We start from the raw sequence: 18,094 nt of genomic DNA, 5'->3' as shown, positions 1-18,094 counted from the left end.
TGAAAGTAAATATAAATTATAAATATACTTTGCTTAAAAATCTATTTCATATATCTATCTATTTCATGAACTCGTGAAATAATATGATTTGCAGCAATTTTTGCAACATTGCTTCCGTCCAACATAGCAAAAGAATTTTTTGTCATTTTTAACATTTCAATGTCATTTCCCCCATCACCTGAAGTAATGATTTGATCATTATCAAAATTATATATAGTTTGCAAGTATTCAATAGCTGTTTTTTTTGAAGTGTTTACATCAATTATTTCTATAAGATTCTGTTTCACATACATTACTTTTGTTCTAATAAGATTTGGTTTTAAAATATTTAAAATTTTTTTAACAATCTCATCATCTCCTCAAATTGAAATACAATTAATATTTTCATTAGTCAAAAATTCCTCAATTGCTTCAGATTCATTTTCAATTTTTGGTAAAAATATATTAAAATATTTTGATCTACTCATTTTTGAGCTTACTTCTAAACTTGGTTTAAAAATAAAACTTTTTCTTTCATTTAATAAATTAAATGTACAAATTAAATTTTCATTTAAATTTTGTAATATTTCCAAAATTTTAATTCTTTCTTCAATATCAATTGATTTTGAAAAAATAATTTTATCATTATTATCTCAAATACAATTTCCATTATTTGTAATTATAAATTCATAATTTAAGTTTTCTGGTAAAACTGACTTCATATCACAAAGCATATTTCCTGTTGCAATATTAAATTTATTGTTTTGACTTTGAAATTTTTCAATAAATTTCAAATCTTCTGATTCAATTTTAGTACCCGACCCCCTTCTTAAAGTACCATCATAATTTGAAAATCATCATTTCATTTTATACATCCTCCATAACAAATTAATAATATAACATTAATTTGAAAAAAAAAATAAAAAATTTAACTACTTTCAAAAAATAAAAGTAGTTTTAAAAATAAAATTATTGAATAATAACTTTATTTTTAAAGTCAATTTTAATTTCAGAATTCAATTTTATAATTGATATTTTACTAGAAAACATTCCAGAAAATCCAACTACCAAATTTGCTTTATTAATATTTTTAAATTTTTTAATTAACATTTCAAAAATAACTCTATCATCTAAGATTGTTTCACAAAAAATAATTGCCTTTACTTTTTTAAATACATTATTTAAATCTAAAAAAGTTAATATTTTGGTTAATTCATCAATATTATTAATAATTCCATCAATAAATAAAATTGAATTTTGATTTATTTTAAAACTATACTTAGTATTTCAAAATTTTATTAAAGAATTAATTTCTCCCCCTATTAAAATACCTTTAATTATTTTACTTCCATGAAATAAGTAGTTTTCATCTTTATAGTATTTTAACTGTTCTTTTGATGTTAATTTTTGAATTAAATCAATATATAATTCTTCTTTTGTTTCCAAATTAAATTGAGTAATAAAATTTGGACCATAAAAAACTGGATTTTTACTTTTAATTGAAATAGCATTTAATATTGGCGTAACAAATGAATTTCCACAAAATGTTGTTTGGGTTTTTGAAATATCTTTATAATCAATTTTATCTAAAAAGTAATCTGTATCTTTTTCGCAAAAAGAAGGAAGTGCTAAAACACAATCTCTTTTTATAACTTTATTAAACTCAAATGGTAAAGCAATTTCCTTATCAAATTTTTTAAATTCTTCTATTGGCCTAATTACTTTAAAACCTTTTTCCTCAAAAAAATTAATTGAATTTTTATATTCAATTTCATTTTGCATAATAAAGTTTGAAACATGAAAAACTGCTAACTTCATCTTAAAATCCCTATCTATTAAATATAAATTTATTTTACCATTAATTAGCAATTGTTTCTTTATCTAATGATTCTAAAAATTTTAATCCTTTTCTGTTAAATTTTTTCCTTTGGATGTTTTTACAATTAATAAATTTCTAATTAAAATTGGTTCAATATTATTAATTATAATTTGTTGTTGTAGTCCTAAAATTTGTTGAAGCTTTCAATTCCTAAAAAATTTGATTTACTTAAAATTTTTAAATATTCTACTTCTTGTGAATTTAATCCATAATCATATATTTTTAATTTTTTTAATAAAATTAATATTAATATTTGAAATATTTTCAAAAATAATAAAATCATAAATTCTTCTTAAAATGTTTATTGAAACTCTTGGATTATTTTGACAATACTTTGAAATAAAACTAATAACATCATTTTCCAATAAAATATTTAATTTTAATGAATTTATTTTTATGATCTTTTCAATTTCTTTTTCATTATAATGTTGAAAATGAAAGTTAATTGGAAATCTATTTACAAATGGAGAGGTTAATTTATTTATTTCTGTTGTTGCGCAAATTAATGTAAAAGGTGGAATTTTTAAATTCACAACTTTTGAATTATATTTTTTTCCTATAATAATACTTAATTTATTATCTTCCAGAACAGGATAAAGTACTTCAAGAACTTCTTTTGAAACTGCATGAATTTCATCAATGAAAATAATTTCATTTTCTTTAAGATTAGTAAGCGGTGAAATAATATCACTTGGTTTTTGTAGACTTGGTCCATTTAGAATATAAATTTTTTAATTTAGTACTTTTGAAATTAATAATCCTAAACTTGTTTTACCAAGCCCATTATTTTCATGAATAATAATATGATCTAAATTTTTGTTTCTTCTTTTGGCTGATTCCATAAAAACTTTTAAATTTGAAATTATATTTTTTTGTCCTATAAATTCATCAAAAGAATAAGGTCTAAAAAAATTATTTTTCATATGAATTTAATTTGCGAATTGCCATTTCTAAAATAATTTCTTCTTTAAAATTTATATCAATTCCATCAATTGCTTTATAAATATCTGAAATTCTGTAGCCTAATCTATTCAATGAATTAATAATATTCATTTGCTTTGAACTATATTTTTAATTAAAAATTCTATTTCTTATTTCTTGAACAATTTTTTTGGAAAGACCTTCACTTATTCTTGTTTTTATCATAATACTATTAATATTTTGTTCTTTGCAAATTATAAGAAATTCATCAATGTTTAAATTTTTAAAAATTTTTATGATTGTTAAAATGCCAATATTCTTTATATTTAAAAGAATCTTAGCCAAATTTCTCACTTTTTTATCACTAAAAAACAATAATTGATGAATAAAATCATTATGATAAGTTATTAAATAAAGCTTATATTCTTTTTCTATTTCCAGATTTTCATTAAATATTTTTTTACCTCTATAACCAATATTGTTTGTTTCTACAACTAAATCATTTTCATTTTGTCATATGACTTTTGCTTTTAAATAATACATATTTTCCTCCTTAATTAGTATTATCGTTATTTCTAGTAAAAATAAAAAAAATGAGCTAGCTCATTTAAATTATTTTTTCTTTGCAACTGTTTTTTTTGAAGTTACATTGGCTTTTGTAGTTTTAGACTTCTTAGACTCTTTATTTACTTTTTGTGAAGTTACTGAACTTCTTTTTGACTTAGAATTTGTTAAAGAAACTTCTTTTTGATTTTTTTTAATATTTGCTTGAAAAAAAGCAATTCTTTCTTCTTTTAATTCCTCAGCTCTTTTTTTTGTAAGTGGTTTTGTTTCAATTGATAATTTTTTTCTAATATCTTCAGGAGAATTTGAAGATCTAAGATTTAAAATGTTTTCAATTCTCTCCTTATTTTTAACTGAATCTTGAATTGCAACAGGCAATTCCACTGTAACATTTTTACCCTTTTTTGAATTTAACATTGTTTGTTTTGCTAATTCAACTCTATTATAATTGCTTTTTAAAACAGATGGTCTTTGAACTTTTCTACCCACAAACATTTTCTTTTCATCACCAACTTCTTTTAAAATTAAAACAACATTTTTCTTTGTTTTTTTTGATATTTCTTTGTTCATTGCCATTTTTTTACCTCTCGTACAGATTTTTAAACAATATTATTATATATTAATTAAATGTATTAAAAAATAAAAAATTTGGAATTAACCAAATTTTTTATTTTGCTTTTGTTTGTAAATACGTTTTTCTTTTTTACTTAAATGGTATTCACGTTTTCTTGCTTCAGATTTATTTGAAGCAGCTACTTTTTGAAAACGCTTTAAAGCCTTTTCAATAGGCTCTCCTTCGCGCACAACAACACTTGCCATTAATTTCAACTCCTAGTCAATGTAATTATAAAGACATTATTCAAAAGTTTCCATATTTTTTTAAAAAAAATGAAAAAAACTTTAATTTTTTTTAATCTCATTTATTATATAAATAAACTTATATTTTTCTTATATAATGAGGTGGAAAAGTGAAAAAAACAATTAATTTAATAATTACTGGAGGAATTGCTGCAAGCAAAGCAAAAGAACTTTATCAATTATTAATAACTAACTATAATATAAATATTATTTTAAGTGAAAACGCAAAAAGATTTGTCAATTTTTCAGATTTTAATTATATAGACAATATTTTTGAAAAAGAATATTATTTTGATAATCACCATTATGCAGAACATGTAAAAATTGCTTTTAACAGCGATCTAAATGTTGTTTATCCTGCAACTTATAATTATATTGGAAAAATCACAAATGGTATTGCAGATGATATTTGTTCTTTAATTTTTGCAATAACAAATATTAAAACTATTTTATTTCCTAGTATGAACTCAAATATGTATTTAAATCCTATTTTAGAGAAAAATAAGAAAATACTTTTAAATACAAGTAATGTTGACTGAATTGAACCTGCAATAGGAAGACTTGCAAGTGGACATAATGGAATTGGAAGAGCAATTGAACCTGTAGATGTTTGTAAAATAATTAATGATTATTTTAATGAAGAAACTCAATTTGAAAATCTTAAAGATAAAAAAGTTTTATTAAATTTTGGAAAAACACGAAGTTATATTGATAAAGTTAGATATATAACAAATTCAAGTAGTGGAAAAATGGGTTTAGAACTTAAAAAAATTCTTTCTTCTAATTCAAAAGAATTAATTACTGTTTTTGGAGATACTCAAATACCTATTGAAAGTGATGATAAAAATTTTTATGTACAAACAAATAATCAAATGCTTGAAAAAATGAAAGAAAATTATTACAACTCTGATGTAGTTATTTGTTCTGCTGCTTTATATGATTTTAAAATTAAAAATTATATAAATAAAAAAATCGAAAAAAGAGAACAAAATGAATTAAATTCAATTGACTTAGTTGAAGCTATCGATGTTTTAAAAGAACTTGGTAAAATTAAGAAAAATCAATTTCTTGTTGGCTTTTCATTATCAAATGAATTTGACTTAAATAAAGCATGAGTGAAAATAAATGAAAAAAACTTGGATATGCTTATTATAAATTTAGTAAATGCTCTTGAATCAGACTACAATGAATTAAAAATTATTATTACAAAAACTAAAGAAGTTATCAACATTACAAAAATGCATAAATCAAATATTGCAAAAGAAATTATAAAAATAATTAATCAAAATATTTAAAAATAAGCAAAATTATTGCTTATTTTTAAATATTGTTTTAATTTCTTTATACTTATTTAAATCTTGTTTCTTATACTCTCTAATTTTAAAGTTTGAATTCAATGAAACCACAAATAGTTCAATTATTTTAGTCTTATCCTGTTTAAATTCCAAAGCCAATTCATGATTTTGATTTTTAATACTATCAAATCATTTTAATCAATTTTCATCTATTTTTTGATTTTTTTGAGTTAATAATAAATTATTATCTTTAATTTCAATTTTGATTATATTTTTTATTCCATCAAAAATTGATAAAACTTCTAAAACTTTATCCTTATCTGAGTTTTTATTATCCAAAATTTTACTTGGATTAAACTTGACCTTTTTGAAATATAATTGCGAAATAATAAAAATTAATATTGCAGAAAATATACCAATAATTGGCAATATTCATATATTTGTATTTTGGCCATTTACTGTTGGAATTACTCCATTAAAAGTAAAATCCATTAAACCAGTTGAAAAAGTTGTTCCTATTTTTACTTTAAATAATGAAGTTATCATAGCTATAAGTCCATTAAAAGGACAATAAATTGCAAAATAAAATAAAGGTAATGAATAACAAAATAAAAATTCAATTAGTTCTGTAACTCCAATTAAAAATGCTGTTAGAGAAGCTGTAATATACATTCCTACCTCTGCTCTTCTTTGACCCTTTGGTGTTACTAAAAGCATTGAAAAAGCAATTGCAGGCAAAGTAAACATTGAATTTACAAATCCTCCTGTCAAAAACCTTGTTACTCTAAGACCAACATTTCAACAATCATCAATTGTTATGTAATTATTTGATAAAACTTCAATTGAAATAAACTGATCTCCCACAGGATTTCTATCTCAAATGTATTGAGTATTTTCAAATCAAATTTTAATTTGTTCATTAAAATCTTGAGGAACAGAAATAGAGTTTTGACTTAATGCTAAGCTAAAACTTTCTTGTAAATCTGCTAAATTTCAATCAATTTGGGGTAATGATTTTAAAATATCTTTTCATTGTAATGAAGATTCACCATAATGTCTTAATAAAAATTCAATTAATAAATCTTGTTGATAATTTGCTAATTCTCCCCCAATTTGACTGTATCACATTGGTGATTGTCACAATAAACTAGATCCAAATGGGATTAACATTCTTTGAATTGTTCTAAAAATAAAAGCATCAAGACCAATTGGGGATTTTGCCACTGCAGAACCAAAAAATGACATAGCAATACCGATTAATGGTCAAATGATTATAAACAATGATGCTAATATAAAAGCAAAAATTGGAGTAATTAATAAAACAAAACGTTCTTTTTCAAAAAAACTTAGTCCTTTTGGAAGTGTAATATTTTTAAATTTTTTATAAGAAATAGTAACTATTGTACCAATTATTATTCCTCCAATTACTCCTGAATTAAAAACTTTAATATTACCAAAAAAGAAATTTGTTAATAAAGTTTTTTGATTAAGATTTTTTCAAAATCAAATATTAAATAAATTATTTTCCGCATTTTTTATTGAAATAAAAGATGAAATAAAAATATTAAAGATTAAGTAAAATATTATACCTGAATAAACTGCAACACCCTTATTTGATGTAAAACCAATTATAATTGCAATTGTAAATCACAATCCAATATTTGAAAATAGAATACTTCCTGTTGAGGTGAATAATTTGGCAAAAATATTTGCTTCACTTTCATACTTTGCGATTATATTTCCAATTGAAAATATAACTCCAAAAATGGGCATTAAAACTATTACGAAACCAAAAGAATGTCCAACTTTTTTAAAAAATGATTTTATACTATTTTTTGTATATCATGATAAGCTAAAATCTTTTATTTCTAATTGTTCTTTCATAATTCACCTAAAATCTACAAAATCATTTTAGCATAAAAAAACAAGGTTAATCTCCTTATTTAATTACTAATCTATATTTTGATAAATTAAGTTTTTTTGAATGTTGATTATATTTTTTCTTTTTATTTTTTAATTCTTTCATTTCTTCTAAATTAATTATATTTAAATCTTTTCTTTTTTGTAAGTAATTAATTCTTTCATTAATACAATTATTTTTATTTTCAAATTCAAAATCTTCATCATTTAGATTATTTGAAAAACTAATTTTTTCATAAGTATTATTAATATTTGAAGAGTTATTTTCTTTATTGTTATCAAATTCAACAACATCATCAAAAGTTTCTGTTACTATAAGCATATCTTCATCTGCTTTTTTTTCAATATCATATTTTATTGTTTCATTTAAAACACTTAAATTATTTTCTATAAAATTAATCAAAGCACCAGGATTTTCATTTATTTTTTCTGATTCTATTAATGCTTGTTTTTCTTTAATATGTTTTACGGCATTAAATGCTTTTTGTTTTGAAAATAATTGTTTACTAATACCCAATGCTTTTCATTTTTTTTCTAATATCTGAAATGATGTTTCCACTTTTCTTTTATCTTTTTTTAGAATTCTTTCAGTATTTTCAATTGACTCTTTTTTCTTATTTTCAAATTTTCTTAACTCTTCAATTTTATTTTGTTCCTTTAATTTCTTTAGTTCTTTTAGGATTTTTTCTTTTTCACGTGTAATCTTTTCAATTTGTCTATCTTTTGCTCTAGCTTTCTTCTTGAATTTCTTAATAATTTTTTCTGAATCCATTTCATTAAGTTTTTCATCTGAAACTAAATTATTTAAAGGTTTTTTTAGCTCTGAAACATGATTATCTTTATCAATTAAAATATTTTCTTTTTGCTTAACATTTTTGGGTTTTGATATAACTTCAACTTTTGTTTTTGGTTTTTCTACAGTATATTGGTCTTCTTTTTTTAACTTTAATTCAATATTAGAATTTGTATTCTCATTTGTTAACTTTGTTTCTACATTAGTTTTTTTAATTGACAAATCATTTTTCTTATTTTCAAATATTTTTTTATTATTTTCTTTACTTATTTTTTTTGAAGTTTCTTTAATATTTTTTTCTTTTAAAGATTTAGTTTTTTTTGAAGTTATATCAGGAGTTTGTGAAAAAATTCTCTCAAATTCTTCATCAAAACCTGGAACATCAAAAAAAGTTTCAAGATCAATATCAAAAGTTTTTTGTGTTTGTTGTTCATTTGTATATGTTTTATTTTTTACTTCTTCAAATTGATTATTATTTGAATTTATTTTATTACTAGAAAAAATATTTGTATGATTATCATTATACTCATAATTATTCATAGCAGTAAAATTCATAATTATCTCATCTGGAATCGCATTAACTGTTCTATATTTTTTAATAGTTTCTGAAATTTCAAATAATTTTTGATTTGCATATTTAATAACATTTAACTTTAATTCTTGTGTTATTTGATCATCTTGACTTATTGCTTTTTCATATTGCTTTTTTGCAAGAATAATATTTTGTTTTTGATTTGAAATTGCCAATTCAATTTTTCTTTTCTTATTAGCTAAATCTTGTAATTTATTTTTTAACAATTCATCTTCAGAAATTAATTGATTATCTACAATCATTGCATTTTTAAAATCAATATTTGCTATTAATTTATCTTGATTATTATTAACAAGTAATTTATTTTTAAAACTTTCATCATTTTTTTGCTTATCTTTACTCACAAAAACTTGTTGAATTCTTAATAAATTTGTTTCACGATTTTTTAAATTCATTTGTTGTTTTAAATTTATATAGTTATTATTTTTTGAATCTCTATTAAATTGTTCTGTCAATCTAGCAGATTCAATTTCAAGTAATCTAGCAATGTATCTTCCAATATTTTCTCTTATTTTTTCACTTGATGTTGCAAATTCAGCAGTTATTAAATTAATTGTCGAAGGATTTATATTTAAATCAACTAAAGCATCAATTCTTTTTCTAATTGATGAATCTAATTCAAAATCTAGATGTTCACTATTACTTTTTTTCATTAAAAAGCTCCTTAAATGATTAAAATCACTATAATTATATCAAAAAATGGCTTTTATTTATTGAAGAAAATAAAGACCTTTAAACATAAAAAACATTTATGAATTATTTTGCTTTTGTAATATCAATATGACAATATCCATTTGGATTTTTATCCAAATATTTTTGATGATATTCTTCTGCTTTAACATATTTTTGTAATGGTAAAAACTCTGTATATACTTTTTTAGATAATTTCTCTTCTAATTGAGAAATTTTACTAATTACTTTTTCTTCAAAAAAACTTTTATCATCACCATTATAATAAATTCCTGTTCTGTATTGAGTTCCAATATCATTGCCTTGTCTATTTAATAATGTGGGATTTATTATTGAAAAAAAATCCTCTAATAATTTTTCAAAAGTTATTTTTGATTCATCAAAAATAACTTTACATACCTCTACAAAATTAGTATTTCCCTTACAAACTTCTTGATAAGTTATGCTATCTTTATTACCATTAGCATAACCCACTTCAGTTTTAACAATTCCTGTTGTTCTATCAAAATATGCTTGAGTTCCTCAAAAACAACCTGCAGCTAAAATAATTTCTTTCATTTTTTCACCTCTTTTATTTTTTAAAATATTTAATAAGTTGATTTATTATCTTGACCTTTTATTATAGAAACTCCTCCACTTGTTCCTAATCTTGTTGCTCCATTTTCAATCATTTTTAATGCATCTTCAAAAGTTCTAACTCCCCCAGCTGCTTTAACTTCTGCCTTATCATTTACAATTGATTTCATTAATTTTATATCTTCAAAGGTTGCCCCAGAAGTTGAAAAACCAGTTGATGTTTTTACAAAATCAAGATTTGCTTCAAGAGCTAAATTACAACATTTTACAATTTCTTCTTTTGTTAATAGGCAATTTTCTAAAATTACTTTTACTTTATTATTTGGTGCAATATTTTTAATTTCTCTCATATCTTTTAAAACAAATTCTCAATCTTTATCTTTTACTGCACCAATATTAATAACCATATCAATTTCTGTTGCACCATTTTCTAATGCTTGTTTTGTTTCAAAAACTTTTACTTCAGTTGTTGTTGCTCCAAGTGGAAAACCAATAACTGTTGTTATTCCAACATTTGTATCTTTTAAAATTGATTTAGCATATGCAACTTTTCCAGGATTTATACAAACTGTTGCAAAATCAAATTCAATTGCCTCTTTACATAATTTTTCAATTTCAAATTTTGAAGCATCAGCTTTTAATAATGTATGATCAATATATTTATTTAAATTCATTTTAATTTTCTCCTAATTCTTCTTGATTTTTTTCAATCAAATTTAAAACTCTTACTGCTTCACATGAAGTCTCAAGTAAATAATCTCTTAAATCAAAATTATTTGTCAATATCATTTTACAAAATACAGATAATTCATAATCAAATAAATTTTGATTTTCATCTTTTACGAATAATACCTTTTTACTAGAATCAATATTGTTATATAGTTCTACTTTTTCCAACTGAATTACATTATTAAATACTAATGTTGCATTATCAGATAAAATTTGATTATTAATTTTCCCTTCACTTGCTTTGCTACAAACTATACTCACAATTACATCATTTTCATGTTTTATAATTACATAATCATTTAAACCACTTCCATTTGGTAACTTTTGTCCCATTGCTTTTAATTCTTTTACAGGTCCAAATAAAGCAATACTTAATTCAACTGGATAAACTAATAAATCATATGTTGAACCTTTCCCTAAATTTGCATCAAAAACAGAATCATATATTCCAAGTTTAACTTTTTGCATTCTTGAAGAATATTTATTTAAATTAAAACTTGCCATAAAAGGTTGAAAATTTTTTACAAACTCAATTAAATTTGAAAATTGAGGAGCATGTACTGTTTTATAAGCTTCCATTAAAATTACATTATTTTTATTTGCAATTTCAAATAATTCAATTGCTTGTTCATATTTTAATGTTAAAGGTTTTTCTAAAAAAACATGTTTTTGTTGCAATAAAAAGTATTTTGCTTGTTCATAATGTAAACCATTTGGAGAAGCAATATAAATTGCATCAATTTCATCTACTAAAATTTCAAATTGATCTACTGCTTTTGCATATAATTGAAATTTCTTGATTAATTCTTTTGCTTTTACTTTATCTCTTGAATAACAACAAGTTATTTTAATATTTGGATTTTTAATTGCTGATTTTATAAATTCTTCTGTTATAATTGAAGTTCCTATAGTTGCAAATTTAATCATCTATATCTTCTCCTTCTAAAAATGGATTTTTAACTTTATTTTTTTGTGTAGATTTTATTTCATTTTTTTCCTCTTCAAGTAAATTGTCTTTTGGTTCTAATTTTCATTCTCTATTAACAATTGCTTGTTCATTAATTCTTGAAAAACTTTCAAGAATTGAAGAAGTAATACCAAAAGCAATTTCAATTATAGTTAATGAAATTACAAATGCAAGTTTATTAATAGAATAATAACTATCTATAAAAATTACAATAAGACTCATTGTTATGATAAGAAAAACAAATATACAAAGTAAAAATATTTGAATAAGTTCCTTTTTGTTATATTTATATTGCATTTTCTTGTGTAAGTGAAATCTAATTAGTATAAATAATAAAAAAGCAATTACAGAAAATATAAATAGAACAATTTGTAAAGAAAAATAAAGATTTCTATCAATTCAAAAATTATTATATTGACTTTTTAATACATTTAACAAAACAACTAAATTAATAGTGTAATTTAAAAATAAACTAACAGTTAATAAAAATTTTACTATTAAAAAACTTTTGGGGTTTATTGAACTACTTTTCATATGAAATTTTACCTTCAATAATTGTTTTTTCAACAAATAAATCTTTATTCAAAATTACCAAATCTGCTTTTTTATTTATTTCAATACTTCCTGTTTTTTCAAAAATATTTAATTGTTTGGCAATATTAATTGAAGTCATTTTTATTAAATCACTCATTGATAAATTTTCTATTGTTTTTTTCATTACTCTAATATTATGATCATATGTAGCCCCAGCACCTGCTAAAAGACCACTTTCTTTTAAAGAAACTTTCATTCCTTTTTTTATAACTTCCAAATTCCCTAATTTATATTCACCATCACTTAAACCTTTTGCATTCATTGCATCAGTTATTATACAAATTTTTTCAGGACCTTTTAATTTATAAATTAATTTTAAGGTATCTGGGTGAATATGAATACCATCTGTTATTAATTCACACAAAATTTCATCGTTATATAAAGCTCATGTTGCTAAACCAGGTTCATATTGTGAAACACCACTCATTCCATTAAATAAATGCGTAATGTGTCTTACACCTAAATTAAAATCTTTTCGACAATCTGAAAAACTAATATTTGTATGACCTGCACTTGGAATTATTTTATTCTCTATTAAATATTTTGTAAAAGTACCATCTTGAAGATCTGGTGCAAAAGTTACAATTTTAATATTATTATCTGATAGTTCAATTAATTCTTGCAATGAATTAATATTTGGTAGTTCTAATAGTTCTAATTCATGAGCACCTTTTTTTTCTGGTGAAATAAATGGGCCTTCCAAATGACATCCCAAACATTTTGAACTCAATTTTTCTTGATCTTTCATAAATTTTTTAAATTCAGTAAAATATTTATGATTATTTTTTTTAGAATTAGTTACACTTCCTTGGACATAACTTGTAATTCCCTCTTGAGCTACTAATTTTGCAAATTTTTTATATCCCTCAATAGTACCAGTCTCAAAATCAACTCCATATCCTCCATGAACATGGCAGTCAATAAAACCTGGAACTAATCAATTTAAATTTGCATTAATTCCGTCTAAATCAGTTTCTCCATTATTAATAGATTTTATTATTTCATTTTCTATTTCAATTCAACCCTTTTCAATAATTTCATTTTCTAAAACAATTTTTGCATTTTTGATTATCATATTAAAACTCCTATCTTTAATATTTTAAGACAATAAATTTAAAAAGATCAAAAAAAGAAAAAATCACCTAAAAGGTTTATTTAATATTATTTTTGTTTAAATAGTAAAGATTCATTAATACCAGAAAAACAATTAATGATATTGTTTCTAAAAATTAATTATCTTTTTTGAAATTTTATAAATCCAAAAAATCCAAACATTGCTAAAGAAATAGTTATTAACGGTACTAAACAACTAATTGTTGTTGATACATTTATATCTGCTTTTAAAAAAATTCAAATATTAATTTGTAATGCCAAAACTGTAAATAATAAAACAAGTATTTGTACAAACATTAATAAATTATAATTAAATCTTTTAATTTTTGCAGCCATATAAATTCCTACCATAATTGGTAAAAAAACTAATGGTGCTATTATTATAAAAAACACTGCAATTAATATTTGAGTTAGATTTTCATATGGGTGTATTAAGCCTGGCATTAAAATTGTAATAAAGAAACTAACAACAAGAAGTCATAATCAAATATTTTTAAATACAAGACCATAATATTCTCTTTTTGAATCAATTCTAATATTTTTTAATCACAATCAAAATTTAGAATGTGTTCCACCTCTATCAGTAATGAAAGTAGAAACTCACATTGAAGAAAAGAATACTAATGCTAAACCATTAATTGGTAAAAAAATTACTAAAAATATAACTGTTGTAATAAATAAAGGAAGATTAAAATTTTGACCTAAAAATTCTAAAAAGTCATTTGATGCTGCTCCAAAAATAGTTGAATTTGTTAAATAAGTTAGTAAAGTAATTATTGAAAAAGCATCATAATTTTTAGTTAATTGCAGATTGCTTGATAGTTGACTCTTATTAAAAGAAGGTTCTAAAAAAGAAACTAAAAGCAATGCTATTAATGAAAATAATATTGAAGATAAAAAAGAAGCATACATTCCTCATTTTCCAGCAGTCTTTACAGTTTTATAATCCATTTCTCTTCTTATTCTTTTTACACAAAATAATGTTATATATGTTGTTAAAAAAAATGAAAATAATATGAATAAAATTGGTAAAAATACAACTCACCCAATAGCAAATAAAATCATTGAAATTGAATTGTGTGCTATTAATTCTGAAAATCCAATAAACCCAAATAAAAAATAAGCTAAATCAATTGGATTTGAAATATTTGTTTCAAGTTTTTTTGAAAAATCATTAAGTTTACAACTTCAAATATTTAACTCTTTTGAAACATCAATTGAAAGTAATTGTACTAATGTAACTATAAGAGTAATAATAATCAATATTGCCAAAATTATATTTGTAATGAAAATATTTTTATTCTTCATTTATTTTACCTCTTCTTTATTATAAATAATTTTTAAATTCCTCAATGATAAAATTTTTCAGAGTTGTTTCTCTTTGAATTGATTGTTTTAAACAAGCATTTATAAAAGTTTGTTTATCTGAAAGAATAAATAATTTTTCTTTTGCACGAGTGATCGCAGTGTAAATCATTTTTTTATTTACAAAAAAATTTGTTGTTCTATTTGAATTGTCTAAAACAATAAAAACATTTTTATATTCACTACCCTGAGTTTTATGAATTGAACAAACATAATTTAATGTTACATTATTAAAGGCTTTTAAACCCATTTCAATTTTTCTTTCACTAAATGTCAAAACAGCTTCTCTTAATTTATTATTTAAATATTCAAATTTATTAATAAATCCAACATCACCATTTGATAATTCTAAAAATGGGTCATTTTCTGTGTACATTACTTTATCATTATATCTAAATTCATAATCAAACCTTTTGTATGAATTTAAATTATTTGGATTTACAATACCTTGAAGAATTTTATTAAGATTTGTAATTCCTAACTGTTCTTTATACATTGGAGCAATAACTTGAATATCTGTTAATTGTTCTTGTAATGAATTCGGATTTAAATTTAAATAATTAGTTTTTAATTTTTTTAATAACTCCATTGATTCTGAATTAAATAAAAAATTCACATTAGATGAATTTATAAAATCGAAATTTTCAATTTCTTCATCTCTTACTACGTTTGCAAGCTTAATTATTAAATTTTCTCCTCCATCTGATTCTTTTTGTCTATTATTAATTTTCAATTTTGTTGTAGAAAATTCACTACAATTTATTAAGTCTTCAAAAAGATTCCCATAACTAACACTTGGAAGTTGCTCAACATCACCAACTAAAACTATTTTTTTAATACCTTTTATTCCTTTTAAAAGAGAAGCAAATAAATGATTATCAATCATTGAGCACTCATCAATTATAACTAAATCCTTATATATTGGTTTTGTTTCATTTGCCTCAAAATTATCGTTTCCTGTATACTGTAATAGACGATGAATTGTTGAAGTTTTATAACCTGAATCATCTTTAATTTTTCCAGCTGCTCGACCAGTTGGTGCAGTTATTGCAAATTCAGCATTTTTAAAAATTAATTCATACATTTTTACAATAGCTGCAATAACTGTAGTTTTTCCAGTTCCAGGACCACCAGTAACAATTGAAACACCATTATTTACAAAATTTTTAATTGCTTCAATTTGTTCAACATTATACTTAAAGTCAGGTTTATTCATTTTATTACTAAAAAATTCTTGAACAATTTGTAATAAATTGTCAAAATCAAAATCATTATTAATAAAAGAAGAACGTTTTTTCAAGTTTGCTAATTCTTTTGCAATGTAAACTTCATCTTCAAAACTTTCTTTTGTATATATTTTTTTATCCTTAAAATACAATATTTTTTGAGTTTTTGCATAAACTAAAAATTGTTCAAATTCTACTTGAGAAATATTTAATGGTAATTTTAAACTAAATTCTTTATATAAATTTATAAAATTAGTATAAGTATTACCTGTAGAAAATAATATTTTTTTTACTATTTCGTGTGAATATCAAGCAACTCTTTCTTCACCTTTAATATTTTGACCAAATTGTAAGGCAACTTTGTCAACTTCTTCAAAAGGAAAAAATTTATGATCATACGCATATTGATAAAATGATGTTTTTAAAATATCTTCAATTAAATTTTCATCTTTAATCTCATTTTTTAATTCATTTCAAAATTCTATTTTTAAATTATTTTGAATAAAAATATTTAAAATATTTTTATCACTAAAATTTTTTTCAATTACATCATAAATTATTTCAGCTTTTGCTTCAGTCATTCCACTTACTTCTAATAATAATTGCTTATTTTCAAGAACTTCTTCAAAAATATTTTCGCTAAATTTCTCAACGATTTGCTCTGCTAATTTTTTACCAACTGTAGGAAATAAAGGTGAACTTAAATATTTTATTAACCCTTCTTTATCGAATGATTTTGTTTGCTTAAAACTTGTTACACTAAAGTTAACTTGTTTTCTTTTAAAATCTTCAACTTCTGTTCCTGTTATTTCATAAATAACTTCACTTTCCATTGTCGAAATTGTACCAACAATTATTAATGCTTTTTTTGAATTTTCAAACAAAGTAAAAAGAGCAACGCCATAGCCGTTGCTTCCTTTAAAAAGAAATTTATTAATTTTTCCTTTGTAAGTTTTCATAATACCTCCAAATTAATAACATCTTTTTTATTTTAATTAATTTTTATTAAATAAGTACAATAAATTTAAAAAAATAATTTTTTAAAAGTTACTAATAAATCACTAAAATTTTCTTTAAAAAAATTTTTAATTTTTAATTTATTCCCTTGAATTAATAAAGTGTTATTTGCAAATTTTGTTAAAGTTATATTTTCCATTTTATACACTGTTTTTTGAATATCTTCTATAGATATTTGCAAATTCAAATTAGCTATATTCATTTACATTTTTTTAATTAAAACTACAAAATTATTACCAACTTCTTTTTTGGTTATAATTGTTTGATGTTTAATATAATTTGATGGATAATTATAAATAAATTTTTTATAAATTGAATCAATATCTTTTGAGACCTTATCTGTTAGTGGATAATTTAGTTTTCCAAAATAATAAATTGCAATATAATCTGCTATTTGAATATCTCTGTTATTTTTTAAATTTAAAAATTTTGCTTCTAAAATTTCTATTTTATATCCTAAATTTGAATTATTTGAAATATATTTTTTTACAGATAATTTGAAACTTGTCTTTATTGTTCTATTATCCAAATGAATTATTAAATTAACAATATTATTAATTTTTAAGTGTTCAAAGTATAAATTATCTAATAATTGGTTTAATAAAAAATTATACTTTTCATTTGGATTTTTAAATTTTTTAATAAATTTTTATTTTTTGTATCAAAATAAATACAAAATGGGACAAAGTTTTTAATTTTTGTAATTTCATTTAAGATAAATATCTTTTCCTTATAATTCAAATTTTTTGCTTTTAATTCTTTTGAGTTTTCAACAATTCATCCTCTTTTTAATTTAATTTCCTTTTCAATTTTTTTATGAATAGATCTAGCTTGAGAAATGCTCTTACAAAAAAACCTCCTATAATCATATAATTATTTATAACAGGATTATCAACACCAGATTCATCAATTGAAATATACATTTCTTTGACACCTTTTTCTATTGACTTTTTTTGAAATTCTATTTATTATTATTTAAAGATTTTTAGGGAGAATCAAATAAACTTTGAATTTTA

The 18,094-nt window shown here is 21.8% G+C and carries 20 protein-coding genes and 1 pseudogene; 1 reads left to right on the top strand and 20 read right to left on the bottom strand.

Annotated elements, in window-relative coordinates:
• Positions 1 to 41 precede the first annotated feature (41 nt).
• From STAIW_RS02440 to rpsU, 9 genes and pseudogenes are all read right to left on the bottom strand, one after another.
• Positions 42 to 845 (bottom strand): HAD-IIB family hydrolase, encoded by an 804-nt coding sequence (locus STAIW_RS02440; protein ID WP_020834277.1) that lies wholly within the window; start codon positions 843 to 845, stop codon positions 42 to 44.
• A 103-nt stretch (positions 846 to 948) separates the two neighbouring features.
• The gene (locus STAIW_RS02435) at positions 949 to 1,797 is read right to left on the bottom strand and encodes a S66 peptidase family protein (RefSeq protein WP_020834276.1); all 849 of its coding nucleotides are present in this window, start codon (positions 1,795 to 1,797) and stop codon (positions 949 to 951) included.
• 81 nt (positions 1,798 to 1,878) lie between these two features.
• A complete protein-coding gene (locus STAIW_RS06815) occupies positions 1,879 to 1,944 on the bottom strand; it encodes a hypothetical protein (protein ID WP_408640668.1) in 66 nt (21 codons plus the stop codon).
• Positions 1,945 to 2,022: 78 nt separating this feature from the next.
• Positions 2,023 to 2,223, bottom strand: a complete 201-nt coding sequence (locus STAIW_RS06495; RefSeq protein WP_236608533.1) for a hypothetical protein — start codon at positions 2,221 to 2,223, stop codon at positions 2,023 to 2,025.
• A 126-nt stretch (positions 2,224 to 2,349) separates the two neighbouring features.
• Positions 2,350 to 2,781: pseudogene (locus STAIW_RS06490) on the bottom strand (AAA family ATPase); the annotation flags it as partial.
• Entirely contained in the window at positions 2,771 to 2,911 is a 141-nt protein-coding gene (locus STAIW_RS06190) for a hypothetical protein (RefSeq protein WP_020834275.1), read from the bottom strand. The gene STAIW_RS06190 and the pseudogene STAIW_RS06490, both read right to left, overlap by 11 nt.
• A gap of 18 nt (positions 2,912 to 2,929) precedes the next feature.
• Positions 2,930 to 3,322: a Holliday junction ATP-dependent DNA helicase RuvA gene (locus STAIW_RS02425; RefSeq protein ID WP_041618830.1), complete on the bottom strand. Its 393-nt coding sequence runs from the start codon at positions 3,320 to 3,322 to the stop codon at positions 2,930 to 2,932.
• A 69-nt stretch (positions 3,323 to 3,391) separates the two neighbouring features.
• Positions 3,392 to 3,919, bottom strand: a complete 528-nt coding sequence (locus STAIW_RS02420) for a hypothetical protein (RefSeq protein ID WP_020834274.1) — start codon at positions 3,917 to 3,919, stop codon at positions 3,392 to 3,394.
• 78 nt (positions 3,920 to 3,997) lie between these two features.
• Positions 3,998 to 4,162 (bottom strand): 30S ribosomal protein S21, encoded by a 165-nt coding sequence (gene rpsU, locus STAIW_RS02415; RefSeq protein WP_020834273.1) that lies wholly within the window; start codon positions 4,160 to 4,162, stop codon positions 3,998 to 4,000.
• 149 nt (positions 4,163 to 4,311) lie between these two features.
• On the opposite strand from rpsU, the gene coaBC reads away from it, so the two are divergent.
• Positions 4,312 to 5,496 (top strand): bifunctional phosphopantothenoylcysteine decarboxylase/phosphopantothenate--cysteine ligase CoaBC, encoded by a 1,185-nt coding sequence (gene coaBC, locus STAIW_RS02410; protein WP_020834272.1) that lies wholly within the window; start codon positions 4,312 to 4,314, stop codon positions 5,494 to 5,496.
• Between the two features lie 12 nt (positions 5,497 to 5,508).
• Here the strand turns inward: coaBC and STAIW_RS02405 are convergent, their stop codons facing one another.
• The 11 genes from STAIW_RS02405 to STAIW_RS02355 all read right to left on the bottom strand — a co-directional run bounded on the left by STAIW_RS02405 (position 5,509) and on the right by STAIW_RS02355 (position 17,607).
• A complete protein-coding gene (locus STAIW_RS02405) occupies positions 5,509 to 7,380 on the bottom strand; it encodes a PTS transporter subunit EIIC (RefSeq protein ID WP_020834271.1) in 1,872 nt (623 codons plus the stop codon).
• 55 nt (positions 7,381 to 7,435) lie between these two features.
• Positions 7,436 to 9,454, bottom strand: a complete 2,019-nt coding sequence (locus STAIW_RS02400; RefSeq protein ID WP_020834270.1) for a hypothetical protein — start codon at positions 9,452 to 9,454, stop codon at positions 7,436 to 7,438.
• Positions 9,455 to 9,557: 103 nt separating this feature from the next.
• On the bottom strand, positions 9,558 to 10,049 hold the full coding sequence (msrA, locus tag STAIW_RS02395) for a peptide-methionine (S)-S-oxide reductase MsrA (protein WP_020834269.1): 492 nt from the start codon (positions 10,047 to 10,049) through the stop codon (positions 9,558 to 9,560).
• 29 nt (positions 10,050 to 10,078) lie between these two features.
• Positions 10,079 to 10,747, bottom strand: coding sequence for a deoxyribose-phosphate aldolase (deoC, locus tag STAIW_RS02390; RefSeq protein WP_041618829.1), 669 nt, complete (start codon positions 10,745 to 10,747; stop codon positions 10,079 to 10,081).
• Positions 10,743 to 11,723 (bottom strand): Gfo/Idh/MocA family protein, encoded by a 981-nt coding sequence (locus STAIW_RS02385; protein ID WP_020834267.1) that lies wholly within the window; start codon positions 11,721 to 11,723, stop codon positions 10,743 to 10,745. Before STAIW_RS02385 ends, deoC begins: the two co-directional genes overlap by 5 nt.
• Positions 11,716 to 12,297 carry a hypothetical protein gene (locus tag STAIW_RS02380; protein ID WP_020834266.1) on the bottom strand — a complete coding sequence of 194 codons (582 nt, stop codon included), beginning with the start codon at positions 12,295 to 12,297 and terminating at the stop codon, positions 11,716 to 11,718. The genes STAIW_RS02385 and STAIW_RS02380 overlap by 8 nt, the downstream gene beginning before the upstream one ends.
• Positions 12,287 to 13,432 (bottom strand): N-acetylglucosamine-6-phosphate deacetylase, encoded by a 1,146-nt coding sequence (gene nagA, locus STAIW_RS02375; RefSeq protein WP_020834265.1) that lies wholly within the window; start codon positions 13,430 to 13,432, stop codon positions 12,287 to 12,289. The genes STAIW_RS02380 and nagA overlap by 11 nt, the downstream gene beginning before the upstream one ends.
• Positions 13,433 to 13,590: 158 nt before the next feature.
• A complete protein-coding gene (gene scm1 / locus STAIW_RS02370) occupies positions 13,591 to 14,778 on the bottom strand; it encodes a motility-associated protein Scm1 (protein ID WP_020834264.1) in 1,188 nt (395 codons plus the stop codon).
• 19 nt (positions 14,779 to 14,797) lie between these two features.
• Positions 14,798 to 17,020 (bottom strand): SF1B family DNA helicase RecD2, encoded by a 2,223-nt coding sequence (gene recD2 / locus STAIW_RS02365; protein WP_020834263.1) that lies wholly within the window; start codon positions 17,018 to 17,020, stop codon positions 14,798 to 14,800.
• Between the two features lie 65 nt (positions 17,021 to 17,085).
• Complete coding sequence (locus STAIW_RS02360; protein ID WP_020834262.1) at positions 17,086 to 17,280, bottom strand: hypothetical protein; 195 nt, start codon at positions 17,278 to 17,280, stop codon at positions 17,086 to 17,088.
• Positions 17,281 to 17,607, bottom strand: coding sequence for a hypothetical protein (locus STAIW_RS02355; RefSeq protein WP_020834261.1), 327 nt, complete (start codon positions 17,605 to 17,607; stop codon positions 17,281 to 17,283). It abuts the gene before it with no gap.
• Between the last annotated feature and the right edge of the window lie 487 nt (positions 17,608 to 18,094).

Origin of the sequence: Spiroplasma taiwanense CT-1 (assembly GCF_000439435.1) — a bacterium.
GTDB classification, from domain to species: Bacteria; Bacillota_I; Bacilli_A; order Mycoplasmatales; family Mycoplasmataceae; genus Spiroplasma_A; species Spiroplasma_A taiwanense.
This window is presented reverse-complemented; position numbering and strand designations above follow the sequence as displayed.